This window comes from Parablautia muri, from assembly GCF_009917485.1.
Taxonomy (GTDB): domain Bacteria; phylum Bacillota; class Clostridia; order Lachnospirales; family Lachnospiraceae; genus Suilimivivens; species Suilimivivens muri.
This window is the reverse complement of sequence record NZ_QZDT01000048.1, coordinates 1-22,088: the sequence shown is the minus strand read 5'-3', so window position 1 is coordinate 22,088 and position 22,088 is coordinate 1. Positions and strand designations below refer to the sequence as shown.

General features: G+C 44.4%; 18 protein-coding genes and 2 pseudogenes. 4 read left to right on the top strand and 16 right to left on the bottom strand.

All coding sequences use genetic code 11. The features are described from left to right. Positions 1-388: 388 nt before the first annotated feature. The 8 genes from D5281_RS19490 to D5281_RS19455 all read right to left on the bottom strand — a co-directional run bounded on the left by D5281_RS19490 (position 389) and on the right by D5281_RS19455 (position 11,208). Entirely contained in the window at positions 389-1,558 is a 1,170-nt protein-coding gene (locus tag D5281_RS19490; protein ID WP_160561740.1) for a DUF3048 domain-containing protein, read from the bottom strand. A gap of 106 nt (positions 1,559-1,664) precedes the next feature. Continuing rightward, positions 1,665-2,312 (bottom strand): MBL fold metallo-hydrolase, encoded by a 648-nt coding sequence (locus D5281_RS19485; protein ID WP_330585168.1) that lies wholly within the window; start codon positions 2,310-2,312, stop codon positions 1,665-1,667. A gap of 70 nt (positions 2,313-2,382) precedes the next feature. Continuing rightward, positions 2,383-4,707: a RelA/SpoT family protein gene (locus D5281_RS19480; RefSeq protein ID WP_160561739.1), complete on the bottom strand. Its 2,325-nt coding sequence runs from the start codon at positions 4,705-4,707 to the stop codon at positions 2,383-2,385. Between the two features lie 359 nt (positions 4,708-5,066). Then, on the bottom strand, positions 5,067-6,692 hold the full coding sequence (groL, locus tag D5281_RS19475; RefSeq protein WP_160561738.1) for a chaperonin GroEL: 1,626 nt from the start codon (positions 6,690-6,692) through the stop codon (positions 5,067-5,069). A gap of 71 nt (positions 6,693-6,763) precedes the next feature. Further along, positions 6,764-7,048 (bottom strand): co-chaperone GroES, encoded by a 285-nt coding sequence (locus D5281_RS19470; RefSeq protein WP_160561737.1) that lies wholly within the window; start codon positions 7,046-7,048, stop codon positions 6,764-6,766. Between the two features lie 416 nt (positions 7,049-7,464). Further along, a complete protein-coding gene (locus tag D5281_RS19465; protein WP_160561736.1) occupies positions 7,465-8,415 on the bottom strand; it encodes a GGDEF domain-containing protein in 951 nt (316 codons plus the stop codon). A 264-nt stretch (positions 8,416-8,679) separates the two neighbouring features. Further along, complete coding sequence (locus D5281_RS19460; protein WP_160561735.1) at positions 8,680-9,381, bottom strand: hypothetical protein; 702 nt, start codon at positions 9,379-9,381, stop codon at positions 8,680-8,682. Between the two features lie 99 nt (positions 9,382-9,480). After that, positions 9,481-11,208, bottom strand: coding sequence for a GH25 family lysozyme (locus tag D5281_RS19455; protein ID WP_160561734.1), 1,728 nt, complete (start codon positions 11,206-11,208; stop codon positions 9,481-9,483). A gap of 436 nt (positions 11,209-11,644) precedes the next feature. Here D5281_RS19455 and D5281_RS19450 point away from each other — a divergent pair, with 436 nt between their 5' ends. Further along, positions 11,645-12,757 (top strand): sensor histidine kinase, encoded by a 1,113-nt coding sequence (locus tag D5281_RS19450; RefSeq protein ID WP_160561733.1) that lies wholly within the window; start codon positions 11,645-11,647, stop codon positions 12,755-12,757. Between the two features lie 78 nt (positions 12,758-12,835). Next, positions 12,836-13,549, top strand: a complete 714-nt coding sequence (locus D5281_RS19445) for a response regulator (protein WP_160561732.1) — start codon at positions 12,836-12,838, stop codon at positions 13,547-13,549. A gap of 133 nt (positions 13,550-13,682) precedes the next feature. On the opposite strand, the gene D5281_RS19440 is transcribed toward D5281_RS19445, so the two are convergent. The 3 genes from D5281_RS19440 to D5281_RS19430 all read right to left on the bottom strand — a co-directional run bounded on the left by D5281_RS19440 (position 13,683) and on the right by D5281_RS19430 (position 17,262). Then, entirely contained in the window at positions 13,683-14,549 is an 867-nt protein-coding gene (locus tag D5281_RS19440) for a DUF3737 family protein (protein ID WP_160561731.1), read from the bottom strand. Positions 14,550-14,571: 22 nt separating this feature from the next. Beyond that, entirely contained in the window at positions 14,572-14,805 is a 234-nt protein-coding gene (locus D5281_RS19435; RefSeq protein WP_160561730.1) for a hypothetical protein, read from the bottom strand. Between the two features lie 405 nt (positions 14,806-15,210). Then, entirely contained in the window at positions 15,211-17,262 is a 2,052-nt protein-coding gene (locus D5281_RS19430) for a TIR domain-containing protein (RefSeq protein ID WP_160561729.1), read from the bottom strand. A gap of 379 nt (positions 17,263-17,641) precedes the next feature. Between D5281_RS19430 and D5281_RS26655 the strand changes: the two are divergent. Together D5281_RS26655 and D5281_RS19425 are read left to right on the top strand one after the other, a co-directional pair. Continuing rightward, positions 17,642-17,743, top strand: a pseudogene (locus tag D5281_RS26655) (LysR family transcriptional regulator); the annotation flags it as partial. A 19-nt stretch (positions 17,744-17,762) separates the two neighbouring features. Further along, complete coding sequence (locus D5281_RS19425) at positions 17,763-18,380, top strand: LysR family transcriptional regulator substrate-binding protein (RefSeq protein ID WP_330585166.1); 618 nt, start codon at positions 17,763-17,765, stop codon at positions 18,378-18,380. Positions 18,381-18,583: 203 nt separating this feature from the next. Here D5281_RS19425 and D5281_RS25965 read toward each other — a convergent pair whose 3' ends face one another. From D5281_RS25965 to D5281_RS19400, 5 genes and pseudogenes are all read right to left on the bottom strand, one after another. Then, a complete protein-coding gene (locus D5281_RS25965) occupies positions 18,584-19,252 on the bottom strand; it encodes a cyclophilin-like fold protein (protein WP_277935469.1) in 669 nt (222 codons plus the stop codon). A gap of 316 nt (positions 19,253-19,568) precedes the next feature. After that, entirely contained in the window at positions 19,569-20,339 is a 771-nt protein-coding gene (locus tag D5281_RS26650; protein WP_160561728.1) for an ABC transporter permease, read from the bottom strand. Positions 20,340-20,614: 275 nt separating this feature from the next. Beyond that, positions 20,615-21,376, bottom strand: coding sequence for an ABC transporter permease (locus tag D5281_RS19410; protein ID WP_160561727.1), 762 nt, complete (start codon positions 21,374-21,376; stop codon positions 20,615-20,617). Positions 21,377-21,423: 47 nt separating this feature from the next. Further along, the gene (locus D5281_RS19405) at positions 21,424-21,765 is read right to left on the bottom strand and encodes a hypothetical protein (RefSeq protein WP_160561726.1); all 342 of its coding nucleotides are present in this window, start codon (positions 21,763-21,765) and stop codon (positions 21,424-21,426) included. After that, positions 21,701-21,856: pseudogene (locus D5281_RS19400) on the bottom strand (ATP-binding cassette domain-containing protein); the annotation flags it as partial. The gene D5281_RS19405 and the pseudogene D5281_RS19400, both read right to left, overlap by 65 nt. Between the last annotated feature and the right edge of the window lie 232 nt (positions 21,857-22,088).

Genomic DNA, 22,088 nt, shown 5'->3' with positions numbered 1-22,088 from the left:
TTCGTATTTAATTATCAAAGTCCGGGTGAACAGGTTCCCACAAATCATTTTGCAGGTAACAGTTCAACAAGGCTGTACCGTTACTCCCAAAAACTATGTTTGATGGATTCGCCTTTATTCCCGCCAGCAGCAAGCTAAGTAGACGTGCTTATAGCGCTGTGAAGCATCTCATAGATATTGGGTGACTGCCGCGAGGGTCAAATACTCCGTTGCCATGCAGAATGTACTGTGCAGCACGTATTTTCCAGCGTGCGCGCTGCAGGCTTGATGCCCCATTACTTACAGCGGGATTGTTGACGAACCTGCTGTAAGAACACAATTCACGAATGCTATTATACACAAAAGACCGATAGTTGTAAACTACCGGTCTTTGCTAAACGCATAAAGTCTATTCGTATTCCACAAACTCCCCATATTCTTCCCAGATGTTACAAATCCACGTCTTGCCTGTGTTAAAAATAATTTCTTCCCCATCTTTGTCATAAAATTTTGCAGGTGTGGTATCACCATCATATCTTTCCCAGGTTCCCTTGATAGCCTTCCCGCCGGTAAAAACAATCGCATCCCCTTCTCCGTGAACGGCAAAGGCCAGATAATCATGGTCATCCCTCACTTCACCATGGCAATACTGGAAAACAACATTGGACACAGCAAGCTGGCTATCGTCCATCTCATCAATCTGTTCTTCCCCGTTTTGGAATCTGTAATATAACTTATCTTCATTGTTATATTCGAAATAGGGGTTATAGGCGCCATAGCCGCCTTTATTTCCCTCATGTCCTCCCGGGTAAATCATGGTTGCATCATCCGCTTCTTTATAGTTATCCTCCGCCCTCACTCCATCAGCGGCAAAGGTAAAGGGAGGCACATAGTCATTATCATATTCCCAATCGTAGTTAAGTCTTTCCGCTGCCTCAAGCAGGCCATCTATAAAAAGATACCCGGTAAACTCTGTTGCATAGCCCGGACGGCTGACTCTGTCAAAGGCTTCGTGTGCAGGATTATAAATTCCCTCTACCGCCGCACTGATATTTTGGACCGTATCCCGGTTAATCAGTTCTTCCACATAAGGTCTTGCAAGTCCCCAATTACAGTAGAGCGCCTCATACCCCATGGCCACATACACGAAATAATCGCGGCTGCTTCTAACCGGTCCAATCCTCTGTAAATCATCAAAGTCTTCAAAAACTGCCATCAATCTGGTAATACGCCCTTCCACAGGCGCTTCATAAATGATGCTTGCTTTGGAAATTCCATATTGAGGCATTGCAGGTGAATTGTTAGGTATCATAACTGCAATGGGTCTTCTGTTCACAATTTTTTCATCCTTCCACTCACCGGTCAGGTAGCTCTGCATCTTCCCGTCAACCATCTCCCTCTCTGAGACAGTGGGAAAGCCTTCCGGGGTTGGTTCAAGTGTATTTGCAGGCGTCTCCTGGGGTATTTCCTCCGCAGAAGGCGCCGGATTCACTTCTCCCTCGTTCTTTTTACCGCATCCTGCCAGCATAATTCCTGCCAGCAGGCCTGTTGCCAATAATCGTAAGATTTTTTTCCTCATTGCTTATTAGATTCCTTTCATCTGATGTCTTTTATCACTTAAGCCGCTATACTTTTCATAGCCTTTAAATGATATGATTTTATATTTCTATGATAAAATGAAAATTCTATAAAAAAGGATTATACTGTTTCTCATATCCAATGGTAGTTGCCTCGCCATGTCCCGGATAAACCTTAACATCCTCCGGCAATGGCATCAATTTTTCTTTAACGGAGCGCACCAGCATACTCATGCTGCCTGTGGGCAAATCTGTTCTGCCCACCGATTCCTGAAATAAAGTATCTCCACTAATCAATATTTTATCATCTGCAAAATAATAGCAGCAGCTTCCTTTCGTATGGCCAGGTGTGGCGAGAAGCTTAAAATTGATTCCTTCAATGGTCACTTCCTCCCCATCCTTTAAATAAATATCTGCTGTCACACTGCACGGTCTGCCCACTCTCTTGGAAACATTTACCGATGGGTTCTCGCAGACCTCCTTTTCCTCCTCATATGCATATACCTTGGCGCCGGAAAGCTCCTTAAGCGCCTCCACGCCCCAAATATGATCAAAGTGTCCATGTGTCAGCAGGATAGCTTCTATCGTAAAGCCTTTATCCTTTAAACCATTATAAAGATACTCTCCCTTATCTGCTGGGTCAAAAACCAGCGCATTGCCGCTGCCCTCCTGGTACACAAAATAGCAGTTTGTCTGGCACACACCTAACACAATTCTTCCAATTTTTAGATTTGACACTTCTCTTTCTCCTTCCACAACTGTACTCCTATCTAACCCAAATGCATATTTGGGCAGGTAACAATCCGCCAGCACCGCACTATTGCATTTAACCTGTAGTTCTCTCAATATCTATGACACTTTCTACGGCTCTTATTTTATCTATAATATGAATAAGCTCCTCTCTGCTGCTGATTTCAAAAGCGGTTGACAAGGTGGCAAGCCCCTGCTTATTCACCCTTGTATTCATAGAAATAATATCAATATTTTTTTCTGATAAAGTCCGGGATATATCCGCCAAAAGTCCGTTCCGGTTATTGGCAAAAATCTTGATATCCGCCAAATATTTCCCTTCCGTCACTTCATCAGCAGCTGCCTCCCACTCAGCATCAATCAGTCTCTCTCTTTCTAAATCAGGAAGATTGATGATATTGACGCAGTCCGTCCTGTGAATGGAAACCCCTCTGCCACGGGTCACAAACCCTACAATTTCATCTCCCGGTACAGGCGAACAGCATTTGGAAAATCTAACGGCCACATCATGGATGCCCTTTACCATAATGCCGCTTCTGGATTTATTCCATTCCATCTTCCGTGCCGTATCATTTTCGGCAACTGCGGCTAATACCTCCTCATTGGTCAGTTCCTTTTTATGATTCTTTTCATAAAATTCCATCATCTTGTTGATGATCTGACCTTCCTTTAATCCCCCATGCCCCACCGCTGCCAGCACGGAATCCCAATCTCTGAAACCGTATTTGTTCATGATAGCATCCATATATTCCGGCTTCATAAGCTCGGAGATATTGACGCTGCGGGACTTACAATAGTTGTTTAAAAGTTCTTTGCCTTTAATGATATTTTCTTCTTTAAATTCATTTTTAAACCACTGGTTGATTTTGTTTTTCGCCTGGGTGCTCTTTACCAGATTCAGCCAGTCGCGGCTGGGTCCTTTTGAATTTTGTGAGGTTAAAATTTCAATTCGGTCACCATTTTTAATTTCATAATCAATGGTCACCAGCTTATCATTTACTCTGGCGCCAATCATCTTATTCCCCACCGCACTGTGAATGCTGTAAGCAAAATCCACAGGTGTGGAGCCGGCCGGAAGATTTTTTACTTCCCCTGTTGGCGTAAAGCAGTAAACACTGTCAGAGAATAAATCCAAATCACTTTTCAACAGATTCATAAACTCTTTGTTGTCGGACATGTCTCGCTGCCATTCCAGAATCTGCCTTAACCAAACTAATTTTTCTTCCTCCGAGTCTTCTATTTTTTTGCCGTCCGATGCCACCTTATATTTCCAGTGGGCTGCGATGCCGTACTCTGCCGCCTTATGCATTTCATAAGTACGAATCTGTATCTCAAAGGGCTGTCCGCTGTTACCAATCAGCGTAGTATGCAGGGACTGATACATATTTGCCTTCGGCATGGCGATATAATCCTTAAAGCGTCCGGGGATGGGTTTATACATTTCGTGAATAACTCCCAGCGCCGCATAGCAATCCTTTACCGTATCTACAATAATGCGGACTGCAAACAAATCATAAATCTGATCAATGGTCTTACTTTGGTTTTTCATCTTTTTATAGATACTGAAAAAGTGTTTTACCCGACCGTCTATCTGCGCCTTGATTCCGGCCGTGCTGATATGCTCGCTGACCTCGTCCACAATGGTCTGGATATACTTTTCGCGGACACTTTTACGGACTGCAATTTTATCCACCAGGGCATAATAGGCATCTGGCTCCAAATATTTTAAAGACAAATCATCCAATTCCACCTTGATTTTGGAAATACCAAGACGCTGGGCAATGGGCGCATAAATTTCCATTGTTTCTCTGGCAATCCTCTGCTGGCTCTCCGGGCTCTTGTACTTTAAAGTGCGCATATTGTGAAGCCTGTCGGCCAGCTTAATCAAAATAACCCGGATATCCTTTGCCATAGCCAGAAACATCTTGCGGAGATTCTCGGCCTGCATTTCCAATCTATCCGCCGCCTTATCGCCGCTTTCACTTGTTAAGTTTAACTGCTCTAACTTCGTTACCCCATCCACTAAAAGGGCAACATCCTCCCCAAAGCGCTCCTTGATCTCATCCTCTGTCATGACAGTGTCTTCTATCACATCATGCAAAAGTCCCGCCGCAATGGTTTCTTTATCCATCTCAAGGTCGGCAAGTATGATTGCCACATACAAAGGATGAATGATATAAGGCTCTCCTGACTTGCGCACCTGATTCTCATGGGCTTTTGCCGCCAGAAGGTATGCTTTTTCTATTAAGGAAATATCATCCGATGGATGATATTTTTGAACACGCAAAACCAAGTCCCTGTATAACTGCTGGGGACTTTGAAATTCCTGAATGGCTTCGATTCTTCCGTCATCAAACACGATTTCACTTTTCATCAATTCAACATCTTTTTCTTCCGTCATAATAATCCCTACCCTGCCATCAGCCCACAGAACCGGGTAATAGTTCAGCCAATCTGAACTGTTACGGAACCGAACGTTGGCACAAATTTATTGATGCATTCCAGATACGCCTTTTTCATATATTATGATATTATATATTTTTTTGTTAAATTCGTCAACGCAGCTGTAATTATGTTTTATAAAGTTTGTAATCCTGTTATTTTTCACGGATCTGGTATCAGCATAAACTGTCAAGCCCGCAAAGTCCTGGATTTTGTCCGAAGTTTTTCTGACACAAAACAGGTATGCCGCAAAATTCACAGCATACCTGTCTGTCATTCTATTTCTTCTTTTATCTGATTCGGAAAAGACCGGGCTTTTTACATCATACCGCCCATTCCGCCGGCACCTGCAGGCATTGCAGGAGCATCTTCTTTGATGTTTGCAACAACGGACTCTGTTGTAAGCAGAGAAGATGCAACGCTTGTTGCGTTCTGCAGAGCGCTTCTTGTAACCTTTGCAGGGTCAAGAATACCAGCAGAAATCATATCCACATATTCTTCCTTAAGAACATCAAATCCTACGCCGGCAGCAGCTTCCTGAACTTTGCTGACGATAACGCTGCCCTCTAAGCCTGCGTTTGCTGCAATGTGGAACAAAGGAGCTTCCAATGCTTTCAGAACAAGCTGTGCGCCTGTCTTCTCATCCCCTTCCATTGTATCAGCCAGTTTGCTTACTTCCTTAGATGCATGGATATAAGCGGAACCACCGCCACAGATGATGCCTTCTTCCACGGCTGCTCTTGTTGCTGCAAGCGCATCCTCAAGACGAAGCTTCGCTTCTTTCATTTCTGTCTCAGTAGCAGCGCCTACACGGATAACTGCCACACCGCCTGCCAGCTTAGCAAGTCTTTCCTGAAGTTTTTCTCTATCAAAATCAGATGTTGTTTCTTCAATCTGTCCTTTAATCTGGTTGATTCTTGCAGAAATAGCAGCCTTATCGCCTTCACCGTCAACGATAACCGTATTTTCCTTCTGAACCTTAACGGATTTAGCGCGTCCAAGCTGTTCCATTGTAACTTCCTTAAGGTCAAGACCAAGTTCTTCGCTGATTACCTGGCCGCCTGTGAGGATTGCAATGTCTTCCAGCATAGCTTTTCTTCTATCACCATAGCCGGGAGCCTTAACAGCTACTACATTGAAAGTTCCACGCAGTTTATTTACAATCAGAGTAGTAAGAGCCTCGCCCTCAACGTCCTCGGCAATGATAAGCAGCTTTGCGCCTGATTGAACCACCTGCTCAAGCAAAGGAAGAATCTCCTGGATATTGGAAATCTTCTTATCTGTAATCAGGATATAAGGATTCTCTAAAACTGCCTCCATCTTATCCATATCCGTAGCCATGTATGCGGAAATGTATCCTCTGTCAAACTGCATACCTTCTACCAAATCAAGCTCTGTGAGCATGGTCTTGCTTTCTTCAATCGTGATAACGCCATCGCCGGATACCTTTTCCATAGCGTCCGCAACCAACTGTCCTACTTCGTCATCTCCTGCGGAGATAGCTGCAACTCTTGCAATGTGTTCTTTTCCGTTTACTTTAGAGCTCATCTTTGCGATTGCATCTACTGCACAATCGGTAGCTTTCTTCATACCTTTTCTTAAAATAATCGGATTAGCGCCTGCTGCTAAGTTCTTCATACCACCGTTTACCATTGCCTGGGCAAGTACGGTTGCTGTTGTGGTACCATCACCTGCCACGTCATTGGTCTTGGTTGCAACTTCCTTAACCAGCTGAGCGCCCATATTTTCAAAAGCGTCCTCTAACTCAATTTCCTTTGCAATTGTAACACCGTCATTGGTGATAAGGGGCGCGCCGTAGGACTTGTCAAGCACTACGTTTCTTCCTTTAGGTCCTAAGGTTACCCTTACGGTATCCGCCAACTGATTTACACCTGATTCAAGCGCTGCACGGGCTTCTTCCCCGTATTTAATTTCCTTTGCCATAATCTTTTCTGCCTCCTAAATATAAAATATAATTTATCTAATCTTTGTTCCACCTAAATCCCGGTGAACCATTATTGAATCACCGCCAAAATATCACTCTGCTTTACAATAATATATTCTTCTTCCTCAATCTTAACATCTGTGCCGGCATATTTGGAATAGATTACCTGGTCGCCAACCTTAACTTCCATCTTGACTTCCTTACCATCTACCACTCCGCCGGGGCCTACTGCAACAACCTCTGCCTGCTGGGGCTTTTCTTTGTTCTGCCCAGGTAAAACAATACCTGACTTAGTAGTTTCTTCCGCTACCAACTGTTTTAAAACAACTCTGTCTGCCAATGGTACTAACTTCATTTTAACTGCCTCCTTTATTTTGTTAACTGTTGCTATTTTACCGGTACCCATTACATAACCTTATTATACATACTGAAATGAAGTGCCGGTCACTTTTGCTTTACTTTTGTTAGCACTCATTTATCTCGAGTGCTAATTGCTAGAACTTATATTAATTTCATCTTCTTTCCTTTGCAACCAGTTTTATGGGTAAATATTGGTATATTTCTCTCATTTTCTCTTAATTTCTTTATTATTCTCTCTTTATCTCAATTTCATGCAGATTGGCTGATTTAATAAATAGTTTATTTTTAGCGGAAACTTTTTATACTTATTTTATTACAGTAAGCCGGGGATCGAAGCGCGGCAGCGTTTGTTGCTCAAAAAAGGCTGTCTTACCTTCCTTGGGTAAAACAGCCTCTAATCCGGACCATCTTTTATCTGGACGAAGATCGCTCGCCCTTTAGGGCTTTCTCAAGGCGCTCTCTGTATCCGGGCGCATTTTTCACCTCAAACTTATTGTTAAACATCTCGTACTCCGCATCAGAAAGACGTTCCTCTAAAGTTTCTTCTATGTTGGTTTTGTACACAACGCCCACCGCCACAGAAGGCGCCAGCTCCGCATCTTCATATGTATTACATCTTTCCTGCACTTTAGCGGCAAATTCCTCCGCCTCCCCATCTTTTGCGATGGGAATTAATACCCCAAACACATCGCCGTCTGTTCTGCCAATCACATAATCAGGCTGCGCCATTTCTTTTAAGATATCCGCCACAATTCTAATCAGCCGATCGCTTCCATCATCTCCAAAGTGGTCGTTTGCATACTTCCAATCATTGATGTTCACATCCACCACTCCCACAGGTATCACTTCCGACCTGTCAATCAATTTCATCTTTTCTTCGAAATAGATTTTGTTATAAACACCGGTCAGAACATCCTCTTTTTCATTTTGGGAAATTTTGTGCCTCTTATCCTCAAGCTCCTTTTCCAATTCTTCCAGATAAATGCTATCCTCCCGGCGCAGATACACTTCCTCACCCAGCTTCTCCAGCAATGCCATAGTGCTATCCACCATCTCATCGATTAATTGCTTATCCTTATCCGCTCCCAGCTCTTTTATGTAAAGATGGCCAATGGTGTGATTTCTGATTCTCAGCTTTCTGCCCGGCTGCGCCACTACATCAGGGTGATACCCCAGAAAACTGTCCCCAATCGACATCTCCTTCTCCCCATGCCTGTCCGTCAAAAGAATATTAATTTCAAGCACTTTGGAAAGATTGTAAAAGTACTTTTTGACAATCTCCATACTATAAAGATTGGACAAAGAATAATTCCTGATATTTTCTTTGATTCTCTTTTCATAAGGTATTGAATCGTAACCCATCTTAATAACCATGCTCCTTTCTCAACCCACAAATTTGGGCACAAGCACAAATTTGCAGAATGAAAAATGCCCACCTGATTAAGGTGTATTTTAGGCATTTTTCTAAGTGTGAAAAGGTTTTCTTACAAACCTTAAATTTTCTTAGGCAACCTTTTTAGCTGCCTTAGAAAATTTCTTCACACCAGCCCCCGCTCCTGCTTTCTGATATCAGTATACCTTTTCCTTACCGCTTTATCAAGCATTTATTCTCTTTTAAAAAGGGCATTATTTTTCCGCCGCCTTACTTCTGTGATAGGTCAAGTTCTCATTAATCTGACAGTATTCCCCGCTCTTACTATAAGAATCCATCAAATGGCTTTCTGAAAGAGAAGCCGTAAGGATGTCCGGCCTTCTTTGCCTTGTTCCCCTGCCTGCTTTTTCTAATCCTTGCCGCCCGGAACCCTTTTTCCCTCCAAAGTTCCCCTTTGGGTCAGTCAGCGCGCCAAAAGCATCTCCCTTATTAAACCGCTTAAGGGCTGTGCTTAAGCCTGCTTTCAGTCTTTCCCTGACGCTCTCCCATTTCTTTACAATCCGGTAGGGAAGCCCCTGTTTAATTGCAGATGATGCAGCGTCAATTCCTGCCTCCTCCACGGTTTCACTGCCTGCAATAAGGCCTTTTTCCGATGCGGCTTTCGTCTTTTCTTCATCTCCCATGGAATCCCAAATGCCCTTTATGATATCCAATCCCTTTTTTAGTCCAAGTCCGCCGGTCTTTTTCTCCCTTCCGCCCACAGCTCCATATGTAAAAAGGCTATCTGGCTCCGTCTTTCCATCTTCGCCTAACGATACGGCATCCTGCTTCATACCTGCTGCCATAGACTTACTCTTAGCACTCTCCTCCTCATGTAAACACTTTGTAATATGGTGCGTATGAGATTCCTGATATCTTCTGTCAGAAAAAGCATTATAGTTATTTTGTATTTCCATGGAAACCTCCTTCCTCAGCACGTGTCCGAAAAATCCTTTCCTTTGAAGATACGGCACACGCGTGTGTAATATAACTGTAGGTTATTTTGCAGCATTTTCTCATTGCGCTGCCGTTAAATAGCTGCTGACCGCATACACAATCTGTCCATTAAACTCTAACTGAGACCATCCGTTATCTCCAACTCCAACTCTGGTGAGCACCTCTCCGTTATGAAGAAGCCCTACTATCGTATCTTCCCTGCCCGTGCCTGGCTCTGATCTTAAATTTGTCTCCATTTTCGCTGTAACCTGCTCATTCACCGGCGTATAAACCGGCCCCTGGGGTGGCGCCTGTTGGCCAGTATCCTCCATGTTTGTGGTAAGATAGCTGGTAACTGCATATAAAGTCTGTCCATTATAGGTTAATCTTGACCAGCCATTATGGCCAATTCCTGTTCTTACAGCCGTATCTCCATGAACCAGCTTGCCCACAATCGTCTCATCACTTAAAGTGCTTGGCTCTGAGCGAAGGTTTGTCTCCTGCTTTGCTGTCACCGTCTCGTTTACTTCCGTAAAAATGATTCCTACTTCTGGATTGGCTTTTACAATCTCCGCAGGTGTATCATCCTTTGCCTCCGCTTCCTTTGTATAGCCAAAATAAGCAATGTTTACATCCGTCTTTTTAGAAATTCCCGCCACTGTCCCCTGACTGGTGTACTGCCACATATCATGGGTACCTGTATAGCTTGACGCGCCGGTCTGAGGATAAGGCAGGCTAGGGTATTGGGCCACCCATATTTTATACTTCCCAGCAAGTGTCTGTGTGTCCCAGTAAGCGCTGCCCTCCAGCTCACCCTTTGAGGCATAGAACATAGGCGTATAGCCTGCCGCCGAAATTTCATCCAGAAAAGCGCAGGCCAGACCGGTTCTCGTGGCAATATCAAGGCCATGCTGCCTGCTGTCCGGAGACTGAAAGTCTTCACAGTTAAAGGCCACCGGATAAGTAATTTTATATTTGGCAATCATATCCCGGGTAAAAGCCGCTTCCTCCCTGGCCTCCTTATCTGTGATGGCGCTTGAAAAGAAATATGCCCCCAGTTTAATCCCTGCCGCCTGGGCCTCCTGCATATTGTAGCGGGCTGTAGGATCTTCAAAAATCTCTCCCGTAGATTTTGCTCTGTAGCCCACACGGACCATAGCAAACTCTACGCCGGACTCCTTCACCTTCTGCCAGTCAATGGTTCCCTGATATTTTGATACATCTATTCCCACCGTAAGATTGCCGGTAAGGCCGACTGCTTCATTCCGATCGATATCTGATACCGTCACCTCCGCGCCGCTTCCCTCATTAGGTGCCCCTCCAAAGGTCTGGGGATCCTGGGCATCGTCCAGCGCGCCAACGGAAGGCTCTGCCTTTTTTACAGGAGACGGTAAAGACTCTGCTTCTCCATCCTCCTTTGGCTCTTTCGATTCCTCCCCCAATCCGGCATCCTGTTCTTTTCCTGAGCTATCTTCTTCTTTACCGCCTGCTTCCCTGGGAAATTCGTCTTGCACAGGTTCTCCCTGTGCAAGCTGATTCTGTGTCAAATCCATCTGTGCTTCCAGAACCTCCCGTTCCTTCCTGCTGCCCCTTAGAAAAACAGCAAACACAACTCCCAGCACCACAACAATACATGCCCCTATCATACACATAGCAGCCACAAGCTTTTTATCTGCACCTTTCCCCTTATCTGCTTCTTCCTTCCAATCTATGTTCCAATCATCCTCTTCAAAAACTTCTTCCTCCCAATCGTCCTCAAAAAAGGACTCTGCGTTAAAGGATTTACTTTTCTTGCTTTTTTTCATCATAATACCTCCTGCATATCGCAAGCTTGGCCTGCGTACTTCACCCATCCATCGTTTGGAAGTTTACGCCCATACTTTCCAGCATGCCGCCTTGCGGCACAATCATTGTGTGAAGAATGACCGTCAGGACATTCTCTGCGTGTGAAACTTAGAAAAACCCAAATGGCGTTCTTGGTCATTTTTGATTTTCTTTTCACACTTATCCCCCGGCAATTTCTTATATTATAAACGAAAAAAGAAACAATTACTATAGCTAAAATCTTAACACCATTTTAACGTTTTCTCCCCTGGAATGAATTGCCCCCATCCTCCCAAAAATGTATAATAAACAAAACGGAAAGGTTCGGCCATTGAAAAGGCAAAGTCCCAGGCCGAATCCTTGCAGTCACCCCCGCTGAGGAAGGCGGGGCATCAAGCTAACAGATGGAGGAAAGCCGCCATGCTTTTTACGTTATCCATTCAAACTCCAAAACAGATATCTACAAATATATTAAAAGACACCCTGCTTACCGCCCTAATTCTGATGATTGCCACTGCCATTTCATTTTGGTTTTTCCATACGGTTCCTGAAAATTCTGCCAACATTGCTCTGGTATACATCACTGCGCTAGTGCTCACCGCCCGCTTTACCAATGGCTATATTTATGGTATAGCCGCCTCCTTAGTCAGCGTGACAGGAATCAATTATCTTTTCACCTACCCCTACTTTCAAGTAAATTTTACCCTTACAGGCTATCCCGTAACCTTTGTGTTTACCCTGATCATCTCCCTTGTCGTCAGTACCATGACCACCCGTATTAAGGAACAGGCGGATGCCTTAATAGAACGTGAAAAGCTCTTGATGGACGCAGAAAAGGAAAAAATGCGGGCAAATCTTTTACGCTCTATCTCACATGACCTGCGCACGCCCCTTACCGGCATCATTGGCAACAGCTCCACCTATATAGATAATTTCGCTTCCCTGAATGAAAAGGAAAAATTGAATCTGGTCAGCCATATCCGGGAGGATTCCAACTGGCTTCTTAATATGGTGGAAAATCTTTTATCTGTCACCAGAATCGACCAGCATTCCATGAAAATTGCTACCTCCATGGAACCAGTAGAAGAAGTGATATCAGAAGCCGTCCTGCGTTTCCATAAACGTTATCCTGATGTCCAGGTACAAGTCCGGGTTCCCGATGATTTTTTGATGCTTCCAATGGATGCCATGCTGATTGAACAGGTTATCATCAATTTAGTGGAAAATGCAGCCATCCACTCCGGCAGCAGTCTTCCTGTAGAGCTGACTGTTACCAGTACTGATAAACAGGTGAATTTTTGTGTTCGAGATTACGGCAGGGGAATTTCCCCCAAGAAGCTGGAGACCTTATTTGACGGCTCTTACTCTGAGCCGGAGATCAGCTTTGACGGACATAAAGGTATGGGCATAGGGCTTTCCATCTGTAAAACCATTATCACTGCCCATAACGGCACCATAACTGCCGCCAATCATGAAAAAGGCTGCCAATTTACCTTTTCACTTCCAAGATGGGAGCAGCCGGATAAAGTTTAGAGTCTGACAACAAAGTTTGTGTCTGCGCGGTATCCACAAACTTGATGTGCCAAAATGCCGCGCGGAAATGGAGAAAATATGAATCAACCGGCAGTGAAAAACAGCATTCTGTTAATAGAGGACGAGGAGCACATTCGCTCCTTTATGGCTACCACTTTAAAAAACCAGGGTTATAAAATCACCACCGCATCAGATGGACAGGAGGGAATGCACTTGGCCGCCTCCCTTTGCCCCGATGTGATTCTTTTAGATTTGGGGCTTCCTGATATGGAGGGCATGGATGTGATTAAAGAACTGCGTCAATGGACTGCCATCCCAATTATCGTCATTTCCGCCCGCAGCAATGAGCACGAAAAAGCACGGGCATTAGACTGCGGTGCAGACGACTACATCACGAAGCCTTTTGGCACTGTTGAACTCCTTGCCAGAATCCGCACCTCCTTACGCCACAGCAGCCAGATGCAGGATTTATCCTCCATCCACCAAAAGCCTTACCAATATAAAGATTTAACTGTCAACTTTGAAGACCATGTGATTACCCTTGCGGGAAAAATCATTCACCTGACGCAAATCGAATATAAGCTCCTTACCCTTCTTGCAAAGAATTCAGGCAAGGTACTTACCTATACCTTCATCATGGAAAAAATATGGGGGCCTTATACCGACAATAACAATCAGATTCTGCGGGTTAATATGGCCAATATCCGGCGCAAGATAGAAAAGAACCCTGCAGCGCCGGAATATATTTTCACGGAGATTGGCATTGGATACCGTATGGCGGAAGGCGATTAACATTTTTGTTTAGAAACCATTCACTGTCGGGTATGTAAATCAATTGCTCCAAATATCCTGTTCATATACGGCAGATTACAAAAATTTGTTTTCTTTTTTATACTACTTACAGTCGCTGCCAGCGTTCCTTTCATCATGCACAGCAGCACTGTTTCCCTACCACGATTTCAGCCTTGGAATTCTTACCATCACAGATGGTATCATCGAGAATAATTTCCTCCACGCAAGGTACATAGATATGTCCTGACAGAGGGTTTTTGATGCTCACTACCGGTGTGGTGATCTTTGCTTCTACATCGGATTTTTCAAAGCTCAGGTCCGTATCGACCATTTCACAGTTTATGAGCCTTAAACTTTTGCAGTAGCACAAAGGCTGTGTCCCTATGATCCTGCAGTTCTCAAAGGTGACATTTTCACAGTACCACGCCAGGTATTCCCCTTTGACAACACTGTTTCGGACTGTCACATTCTTTGCATGCCAGAAGGCATCCTTCGTATCGAAATTACAATCCTCAAATACAGAATCCTGAATGTACTGGAACGAATATTTCCCTTTCAATTCCACGTTCCTAAAATCCAGGCGCTCGGAGCGCATCATGAAATATTCACTCTGTACCCTGCACTTCTCCATCCTGATATCCTGCACCGACCATCCGAATTCCGGCGAAATAACGTCACATCCCTGCATTTTCACCCTGCTGCATTCCCGCAGCGCCTTGATCCCGTGAAGTTTGCTATCTGTGATTTCAATGCCTGTGGAATACCACAGCGCCGCGCGGCAAAGCTCTGTCATTTCCGAATCCGCAATGGTAAGCCCTCTGTCATGCCAGAACGGATATCTAAGATTAAAAAAGCAATCCAAAACCCGAATATCCTCACTTTCCTTCAATGCGCTTTCACCGTCCGCCGGTCCGTCAAAGGTACACCCTGCCAGCGAAATCCCCCTGCTTCCATATAAAGACCGTTCCATGTCAAATGTTTTGTTTTCAATCGTTTTCATCAAATAAACTCCTCCATTCCTATTATGCTTTTTGCGATTTTTCTATTTTATAGACCAGATAATCGAGACAGTCTATCCGTTTCTGCTCTTTATGCAGGTCATCCAGCAGGGACCGCCTGTGTGCTGCCAGCAGTCTCAGCCCCTCTGTTATCTTTTCTTCATGAATACCCTCTACAAATGCTGCAATGGTGTCCCCATCGCAGCCCGCATCCACTAAATTCCGGATAATAGCCTCATCATGATTTTCAGTTCCCATCGTCCCATCCCTTTTCTTAATTTTAGTATCACTGTTCCCGCTTACATTACGGTATGACTGTCCGCATCCGGCCAGCGCAAAGGTAAAAACAAATTTTCAGTCCTTTCAAACCTTGTTATTTTATTGTAATGCATTTTTTAGTGCATAGCAAATACTTATGTCATATACTTATATATAGCTAAAAAGCATATAAAATCATCTATCCCTCAGAGATCGGCACTGTCAGGTTTACGCGCTTGAATCATATCTTTGTCAATCCCCATTTACATCCCCTGCATATCACAGGCTATGCCAGCGGCACAAACATTGTGTGAAGAATGACCGTCAAGGCATCCTTCTGACATATAGCCAAAAGGCGTCTATCGGTACCAGCCGATAAACGCCTTTGCTATTTTAATCATTCACTTATTCAACAAGTTTATTGTCTTTCCATATGCCTTCTTGAACGGCTCCGCTGGCAGATGTATATTTCCCCTGGCCGTTACATTTGTCATCCTTCCACTCACCCTGGTAGATGGCGCCATCATTCCATCTCATGGTTCCCTGACCGCTTTTTAAGTTATCTTTCCACTCACCCTCGTAGCTGGCACCGTTTTTCCATGTCAGGGTTCCCTGTCCGTTTGCCTTGTCATTTTCCCACTGGCCTACATAATCACGGCGGCCATTCTCATCGTCTTCGGCATACGTATACGTTCCCTGACCGCTTCTTAAGTTATCTTTCCACTCACCCTCGTAGCTGGTACCATCATTCCATGTCATAGTTCCCTGTCCGTTTCTACTTCCATTTTCCCATTGACCCACATAATCACGGCGGCGATACTCATCGTCTTCGGCGTACGTCATGGTTCCCTGACCATTATACTGGCCATCTTTCCACTCACCCTCGTAGCTGATACCATCATTCCATGTCATGGTTCCCTGTCCGTTTCTCTTATCATTTTCCCACTGGCCTACATAATCACGAATATTGTATTCGTTTCCTTCTTCGTAGATATAAGTTCCTTCTCCGCTGCGGCTGCCATCTTTCCATTCACCCTCGTAGCTGGCACCGTTTTTCCATGTCAGGGTTCCCTGTCCGTTTCTACTGCCATTTTCCCACTGGCCTACATAATCACGGCGGCCATATTCATCGTCTTCGGCATAAGTAGCCGTACCCTGGCCGCTTCTCATGCCGTCTACAAATTCGCCTTCGTAAGAAGCACCGCTGTTATAGATACAGATGCCTTGTCCATTTGCCGTGCCGTTTTCCCATTCTCCTTCATAAACAAAGCCATTCTCACTGTTATCTTCATCCTCATATACAAAAGTACCCTGCTTATAAGGCATATTCTTCTTCCATTCGCCGGTATACACACCTGTATACACCTGTGCTTTGCTCCCATTATGTATGCTGTATTCATACGCCATAGCTTCCACATGTTTGCTTCCGGAAGTAATGAGCACAACGGCAATGATAACTGCCACGAGCCCCACGGCCGCACCAATCAGCATTGTAACAGATTTCTTGTTGTGTAAATCAAATTTAAATTTCCCGGGAGCCTTCTGTGCGGGTTCATCAAAACGGTAATCAGCAGTGGTCTGTACGGCCTCCTGTGCCTTCTGAGATGTCTGCACCACAGCCTGTTCTTCGGATGCTTCCTTCTGCGGTGTCTGCACGGCGGCCTCAGCTTCGCTCTGCCCACTCTGCGTCATCTGTGCTGCAGCCTGTACTTCACTCTGCCCACTCTGTGAAGTCTGTACCTCTGCAGGAGTATGCGGAACCTGCTTTGGGGTATTGCGCGGCGATATTTTATCAAATACATTGCTGCTGACAGATTTAATCGTCCCCATTAGCGCTCCAAGGTCGTTTATGGTTTTCCTGTTGATTGACGCATCGCGGAAAAAATTGATAAACGCATCGGAAATATCATATTTCGAAAGTGCATCCTGCTCCAAAAGAGTAGAAATACTGGTAAAAGCCGACTTCATTGCCCTCATCAAATCGTTCGAGCTATTATTGGTATTAGTAGCAATATTAGCGCCCTGATTGAGTATTTCATTCTTTACGCCACGCTCAATGTTGGGCTGGTCTGTAGTATCGCCTAAGTGAAGCTCCTGCTCTAGCGCCACGAAAACAATTTGCTTTTTGTTATTGACTGCTGTCAAAAGCTCCAAAAAACAAGCGTAGCTTTCAATGTATTTCTGGCTTACAAAGGCAATCATCAAATCTGACCCGCGGACATTCCTCAGCATAGGCACAATCCACTTGTCGTTTAACTTGTCGAAGGCCTTATCTGCGTAAACACGCAGGCCATACTGTTTTTGAAGCGGCACCACTGCCTGTTTAAATACCATCTCCCAGTTATCGCTTGCGTAACTGATAAAAACATACGGCTTTTTTTGTGAGCATTCTGTTATGGTCAGATTGCCTTCAAGATACTCCGAACGTTTTTTCTTTTGTGTTTCATCTAATCCCATTGCTTTGCCCCCTCTAAAAATATATTTGACAAGCCCAAAAAAATGTACCGGCTGGAAAAGACCGCCGGCATATATTCTGGCTTCCCTATGTCTGAATGCTGCTTTTAATTTCTTTTATTTCATTAAAGCTTTAGTCGTTATTATATATAACATAAAAAGCAGGATTTTGCAACAAATTTCAGGGATTTGACGTATCATAATATAACCGTTCAGCCTTCGGCTGAACGGTTACCAAAAGACAGATATCTGCCTTTCATTATAGCAAGACGGTTCATATAATAGCTAACTATTATATCCAGTACTTAACTATGCTTGACAGCTATATTTAATCGTAGTACGCTGTATACATCAAATCCAAAAGGAAAGGCATGGGATTGTTATGGAACTTAGAGTTTTACAATATTTTCTTGCTGTCACGAGAGAACAGAGCATTTCAGGGGCTGCCGAATCTTTATACCTTTCGCAGCCTACCCTTTCCAGACAGCTTAAGGAAATGGAAGATGAATTGGGCAAGCAGCTGTTTATCCGGGGAAACAGACGGTATCCGGCTGCTGGCAAAAGTGGCCCGAAAAGTACAGTGTCAATACCCGCAGGTTCACTTCCATATCGTAAGCGGAGACAGGGTCACTGTTGCAGAGGACATGGATAAAGGACTGATTGATTTCGGCCTTTTATTTGGGGAAATTGATGTTTCTAAATATGAATATATGAGAATTCCTTACAAAGACAGCTTCGGTGTCTTAATGCGGCGGGATTCCCCTCTGGCCGGAAAAAAGATCATTAAGCCGGAAGACCTGCTGGACAAACCGCTTATCCTCTCCAGACAGATGATATACGATTCTGATCTCACCGCCCTTTTCCATTGCAGTGTAGATAAATTAAATATTGCCGCAACCTATAACCTTCTTTTCAACGGATCCCTTATGGTGGATGAAGGCATGGGATATGCCATCTGCCTTGATAAGATCATCAATGTCTCCGGAGAGAGCAGCCTCTGTTTCCGCCCCCTTGAGCCACGGACGGAAGCCAGTATGAATCTTGTCTGGAAAAAGTATCAGGTGTTTACAAAGGCTTCCCACAAATTCCTGCTTATGTGCCGGGAGGTGCTGGAGCAATAGCACTCACGCTTCCTGATGCCTCTATTTTTATGAACTGTATAAACTGCCTGAAATCCAATCACATTACGCATTGGCTGTCAGGCAGTTTTCTTTCAGTGTATATTAAGGCTTACAGACCTCGTTAATGCAGTTCAGCGCATTCAGGGTTCTGGGATACCCGATATCAACAGTAACTGGCTCGCTCTTTTCCTCCCCGCCAAAACCTAACCCAAAGAAAACGTGACTGTTACATCCCCGTCACCAAACGCCTCTAAGAGCTCAGCCTGTGTCACATCATTGATCTTACCGATTCTGGTAAAGTTCCATGCGTTTGTATCATAATAAATAACAAGGGAATTTCCCTGATACAGAATGATATCTCCAGCTCCTGTAGTAATCTGCTCATCGTTTTTCGGAAGGCTTGTTCCAATCGGTCCTACTTTTTCCATGTCTGCATAATCGCTCATGCGAATGGTAAGCGGTCCCCCGGCAAGAAGCTCCTTCAATGCTTCAGCAGAAGAATTATCTGCAAATGTTGCTGTAAATGTAGTATCTCCGGCTGTAATCTTCATTGTATTATCCATATGGTCTGCCTCCTCATTGATATCTTCTGAATCGGAATCTGCTACAGTATCTACTGCATCTTCTTCCTCACTTTCTAAATCTGCCTCCGTATCGTCCAGTATCTGCCCTGCATTTGCTTCAGATTCTGCCTCGTTGCTGTCGCTTCTCTGTTCCTGCACATCATGACCAGTACCCGTTTCCATATCCGCTGACACGGCAATATTCTCTGTCCCGGCCGGTTGTTCTCTATCCGCTTTTACTTCATTTCCACAGGCAGACAAAGCCGCCAGCATTACTGCAAAAACCATACATACAAATATTTTTTTCATATAGATCCTCCATCTTATCAAGCGCTGTCACTTTTTACAAACCAGCTGACCCATTAGAAATATGGATACTAATTTTCCGGAACATCTATAATTGTAGATCCATTTTATTTCAATATCCAATACCTATGTCGAATTACTATCTATGTCTATAAGGCATACTAAAATGTTCTTAATTTTCAGTCATCAACCCTGCTGCAAGCAACGGGATATTGACCCTCACGTCAGTCGCCAAATATCTATGAGATGCTTCGCATCCCTGTAAGCACGTCCACTTGGCTCTTTGCCCGCGGGAATAAATCCAACTACTTTTAACATCTCATCTTCCTTCTATTGTTTCAATTGCATCCACAATATTTATCCTACTGATTTTTCCCAGAGGAACACAGGTTGCCAGCATACAGGCGCCTATCGAAAGAGCCGTTGCGCATATTGCCGGGACAATTGGAAAAGGTGGCAGGCTAATAACATTGGTCGTGGCCGCTTCCAGAAAAACCGTGGAGATATAGCCTGCTATACCACCAATGACCGCCGCGATGATGCCATAGTAAATCCCTTCCCACAAAAAGATTTTATACAAACTCTCTATACTCATGCCAAGCGCCCTCTGCGTACCGATTTCCGCTAGTCTGGTGTAGATATTCGTATAAACCGTATTGATAATATTCAAAATTCCAATCAAGCCGATAAACAAAATCAGCCTCCACGCCAGCAGCTTAATCTGGGCTTCACTTTCTTCAAACTGACGGTCCGTTTGTTCATAGGAAATCATCGTGGCACCAGGTAGTTTTTGGGTAAATTCCTTTAATATCCGGTCAAAAGCTTCCCTGTCCCCGTCATTTTGCAAAACCAGCCTTAACTCCACATAGGCGTCTGTACCTGTAAGCTTTGGATAAAGCCTGTCGCTGACCAGGACCTGAACGCCATTGGTAAATCCGCTGTTTCCCACGCTGAAATAGTCATCATAACCACCCATGGACAGCAGCACTTTCAACTTTTTCCCAGCCACCGTAATCGTGCTTCCTTCTTCCACATAAGTAGTGCAAAAAGTCTCGCCTTCTATCTCCAAAGGAATGGGATTGCGAATCACACAGCCCTCTCACGCCTGCAACATTTCCAACTGTTCCTTTGTAAGTCTTGAGGCAAATTTATGCGCCACCCAAAAGTCATTTTGACCAAAAATCTGAAAGGTTTCACCCACGCCCAGGGTAAGATCTGTTTCCACATCTACAGGCTTATGATTCCCGTCAAGTTCATAAAGCGTAAACTACTGCGCTGCTATTTCTTCCACATTTCCATCTGATTTAAGTGTCTGTACATCCTCCGGTGAAATACCGGTATAAGAACTTACAATTGCATAATCTCCTAAGTGCTCTGACAATCCGCCAGCTCCCCCCCCAGCAAAAATAAAAAGCCCTGCAAAGTGATAAAAACCGTAATACTCATTATCAGAGATAGAATTGTAACCGCCGTCCGCCCCGGATTCCTTCTTAAGTTGAGCTTTGCATAATACCGCTCAAAATAACGAATTTTTCTCACGCTGCGCCTCCTGCGCTTTATCCTCCCCTTTAAACCGGACATGGCTGTAACAGGCGAAACTCTGCCTGCGAACAAAACTGCCGGAGCTGCTGCCAAAAAGGAAAACATAAGCGTAATGCCTGTGCTTAACAACAAATGCCCCCACTTGCCTGCACAATTTTCTGCAATCAGGATCTGTAACTGCTCTCTATCCTTTGCCAGGGAAATCTCAGGCGGCAATTGATTTAAAGCGGCCGTCAAAATCCCTTGCGCCGACCATAAACCAAGCAGCAGGTCAACCGGAATCCCTGCCATGCAAAGAAGCAAAACCTCATAAGCAACTATCTTATAAAGCTGGCCTCTGCCTGCGCCAATCGCCCGGAGGGTTCCATACTGCCGGATGCGTCTTGTAACTGTAATCTTTAAAATATTATAGATCACCAATCCTGCCGCCAAAAGAAGCAACAGTACCACCAGCACTCCCACTGCCATCATCCAGGAAAAGCCGGCATCCTCTACAGCCAAATCTGAATCTGCACTGTCCCTATCAAAGTCAATGCCAAGCGCATTCAGCAAAGGAATATTATATAAAGTGTCCAGCTCACGCATTTTAAGCCTGCTGCATAAATCATCCATTTATCGCCTGAAAATTTTTCTTATCTTCCGTACGGATATCCACATTGTAATAAAGATAATCTGCAGGCAGGAGCCTTTCCCCACTGCCTTGACCTGCCCCCTAAAATATGACCTCCGGTATAGCCTAAAAAATTGCTCTCCATAATTCCCGTCAACGTAAATTCTGCGTCATAATCATAAGAATCCACCACCACGCCATGACGCAAGGCCTTAGAAAGAGAAATCTGAATCTTGTCCCCTACTTCCCCTGAAACCACAAAAACGCAAGTGCATCCTCCGGCAGCGCTAATTCCATAGCATTTTCCGGCGGCGGAAAGCTGATAATTCCCGGTCGGATAAGCTATAAATATCCTTCCCGTCATAAGATACACTCCCGGAAGTTGGTCCATCCAGCCCGGACAATAAATGGAGCAAAGTACTTTTGCCGCTGCCGGAAGGCCCTATAATCGAAATAGAGCCTTGTGCAGAACATGTAAACTAAGCGAATTTCCTGATAAAGTATTCCCGTAGCTTACTTTTCACAGTTCTCTATACCATCTAAGGAGAGTGTATCGTATAAATCTCAAAAATCTCTCAAGATTTCCAGATAATCTCAAATGCGGCAGTTGCAACTGCAATGTCATTTAGATAAGGACGATGCAAAGAACAGTGTATGTAGAAATATGTACCCTGTTCTTTTTTTGTA

Excerpts from the sequence above, each read along its gene's own strand:
- D5281_RS19490 (WP_160561740.1), bottom strand. The coding sequence starts at position 1,558 with ATGAGGAAAAAAATCTTACGATTATTGGCAACAGGCCTGCTGGCAGGA.
- D5281_RS19480 (WP_160561739.1), bottom strand. The coding sequence starts at position 4,707 with ATGACGGAAGAAAAAGATGTTGAATTGATGAAAAGTGAAATCGTGTTT.
- groL (WP_160561738.1), bottom strand. The coding sequence starts at position 6,692 with ATGGCAAAGGAAATTAAATACGGGGAAGAAGCCCGTGCAGCGCTTGAA.
- D5281_RS19470 (WP_160561737.1), bottom strand. The coding sequence starts at position 7,048 with ATGAAGTTAGTACCATTGGCAGACAGAGTTGTTTTAAAACAGTTGGTA.
- D5281_RS19465 (WP_160561736.1), bottom strand. The coding sequence starts at position 8,415 with ATGGGTTACGATTCAATACCTTATGAAAAGAGAATCAAAGAAAATATC.
- D5281_RS19460 (WP_160561735.1), bottom strand. The coding sequence starts at position 9,381 with ATGGAAATACAAAATAACTATAATGCTTTTTCTGACAGAAGATATCAG.
- D5281_RS19455 (WP_160561734.1), bottom strand. The coding sequence starts at position 11,208 with ATGATGAAAAAAAGCAAGAAAAGTAAATCCTTTAACGCAGAGTCCTTT.
- D5281_RS19450 (WP_160561733.1), top strand. The coding sequence starts at position 11,645 with ATGCTTTTTACGTTATCCATTCAAACTCCAAAACAGATATCTACAAAT.
- D5281_RS19445 (WP_160561732.1), top strand. The coding sequence starts at position 12,836 with ATGAATCAACCGGCAGTGAAAAACAGCATTCTGTTAATAGAGGACGAG.
- D5281_RS19440 (WP_160561731.1), bottom strand. The coding sequence starts at position 14,549 with ATGAAAACGATTGAAAACAAAACATTTGACATGGAACGGTCTTTATAT.
- D5281_RS19435 (WP_160561730.1), bottom strand. The coding sequence starts at position 14,805 with ATGGGAACTGAAAATCATGATGAGGCTATTATCCGGAATTTAGTGGAT.
- D5281_RS19430 (WP_160561729.1), bottom strand. The coding sequence starts at position 17,262 with ATGGGATTAGATGAAACACAAAAGAAAAAACGTTCGGAGTATCTTGAA.
- D5281_RS19425 (WP_330585166.1), top strand. The coding sequence starts at position 17,763 with ATGAATTGGGCAAGCAGCTGTTTATCCGGGGAAACAGACGGTATCCGG.
- D5281_RS25965 (WP_277935469.1), bottom strand. The coding sequence starts at position 19,252 with ATGAAAAAAATATTTGTATGTATGGTTTTTGCAGTAATGCTGGCGGCT.
- D5281_RS19410 (WP_160561727.1), bottom strand. The coding sequence starts at position 21,376 with ATGCGTGAGCTGGACACTTTATATAATATTCCTTTGCTGAATGCGCTT.
- D5281_RS19405 (WP_160561726.1), bottom strand. The coding sequence starts at position 21,765 with ATGACGGGAAGGATATTTATAGCTTATCCGACCGGGAATTATCAGCTT.